The 1,500-nt window shown below is 43.5% G+C and carries 2 protein-coding genes and 1 pseudogene; 2 read left to right on the top strand and 1 reads right to left on the bottom strand.

Annotated elements, in window-relative coordinates; all coding sequences use genetic code 11:
- Positions 1-208: pseudogene (locus B3N33_RS00300) on the top strand (transposase); the annotation flags it as partial.
- A gap of 132 nt (positions 209-340) precedes the next feature.
- Here B3N33_RS00300 and cas6 read toward each other — a convergent pair.
- The gene (cas6, locus tag B3N33_RS00295) at positions 341-1,102 is read right to left on the bottom strand and encodes a CRISPR-associated endoribonuclease Cas6 (RefSeq protein WP_349682144.1); all 762 of its coding nucleotides are present in this window, start codon (positions 1,100-1,102) and stop codon (positions 341-343) included.
- On the opposite strand from cas6, the gene B3N33_RS00290 reads away from it, so the two are divergent.
- Positions 1,084-1,272: a LexA family protein gene (locus tag B3N33_RS00290; RefSeq protein WP_292590056.1), complete on the top strand. Its 189-nt coding sequence runs from the start codon at positions 1,084-1,086 to the stop codon at positions 1,270-1,272. The genes cas6 and B3N33_RS00290 overlap by 19 nt on opposite strands.
- The last annotated feature ends 228 nt before the right edge of the window (positions 1,273-1,500 follow it).

Genomic DNA, 1,500 nt, shown 5'->3' with positions numbered 1-1,500 from the left:
GAGGAAGAAGAAGCTGAGTGACGGGACACCGGTACACAGCTTTCAGACTCTTCTATCTGAAATGAGTACGATTGTCTGTAACGATGCTATCGTACCTGCGGTACCGCAGATGCCTTCATTCACGATAATAACAACTCCTAACGAGGTACAGAGGAAAGCGCTTGAACTCGTCGGACTGAAACAACTCAGAAAACGTAGACAGAAATAACCACTTCATTTCTCTGAAATCATTTCAGATAGCTATTTCTTGCTTGTTCAGTTTGGGAACTTCAGTCTAAACTGCCCCAGCCTGCTGATAACACTTCCTGAAACTCATTCTGCCAAAAATCACCGTTTCATCCTAAAAGCGTTTCCCGGCTATCTCGATCATGCCCATTCCAAGAGAATTCTTTTCTCCAAGACCAGTGTCGTACAAGAAAGCAATCTCCTCTCCGGTGCCGGAAATTTTTACAGGGACAACGGATCCGAAGACTTCGATGTCGTCAACTATGTTGATTCTTACGTTGCTCTTCCTCCCGACCCTTTCGACATAACCGCTGTCGACGATTACATTGACTTCGCTCTCTTTCCCAGAGAAAATCCTGAATTTCTCTCTGGCATTTCTAGTGAGAAACTCACCGAACTGAACGGGGTCCTGATACGCTCTCAAATAGAAAGGTGTCTTATGTTCATCGTTTCTTGTAGATAGAACAATCGGCGTAATGCACTTGAAGAGATCCTCTCCGTCTTCGAAATTCTCGGTAAACGCAAAGGCATTTTGGATTATCAAATTATGATTGAGGATTCTAATTTCCCTGTTAAGCAGCAGGAAATCCACTAGATGCTGCATAATCTCTCTAACAGGTGAAGATATGTAGAGAGTAGCAATGTCTTTGGTGTAGACAATCATCTCGTCGTTATTTCCGGCCTTGACATAGGCGTTCTTCTCCGGAATGAGCTTTGAGAAGCAGAAGAATTTGAAACTCTTTTTGCCGTCAAGAAAACCCTCGTCGTGTAGCCATTTTGAATAGTCACGGTTTGCCTTCTGTATCATAGCGTAGATCAGTCCCGAAAGCTGGTGAAAGTGATCACGGGGAACGGCAGATGCTAGTTGTGAAAACAAGTGGCCAAAAAGGCATCATAAAATGCTTCCACAAGAGATCTGACATGGTGATACTTACCTCTGAGAACCCAGAATACAAGCCTATTAGAATAGGCAAGGATAGATGGGACTCCGAATGTGCTATTATCGGGGTAGTAGTTGGTTTGAAGAGAAAGTTTTCGGATTCGTGATTGCTTCTAGTTGTTGGAACGAGTTCTTATTGGGTTTTCTCTGTCTAGTCGATTAACCTCCAGTTCATTCGTTGCTCAGTATACTGATATGAACTCATTCCATCTTTCACTCTTGTGTTGATCACCAGATTCGGTTGCCGGGCCCACGGAAGATGTAAGGTATGTCTTTTGGAAATGCAAGTCATATACCCTCAGCGAGGTGATCATAATAGACAATAGTTCTGGCAA

It is taken from the genome of Mesotoga sp. UBA5825 (assembly GCF_002432955.1).
Lineage (GTDB): Bacteria > Thermotogota > Thermotogae > Petrotogales > Kosmotogaceae > Mesotoga.
This window is presented reverse-complemented; position numbering and strand designations above follow the sequence as displayed.

Bases quoted from the DNA above. Each gene is read 5' to 3' on its own strand.
- B3N33_RS00290 (WP_292590056.1), top strand. From the start codon at position 1,084: ATGCTAGTTGTGAAAACAAGTGGCCAAAAAGGCATCATAAAATGCTTC.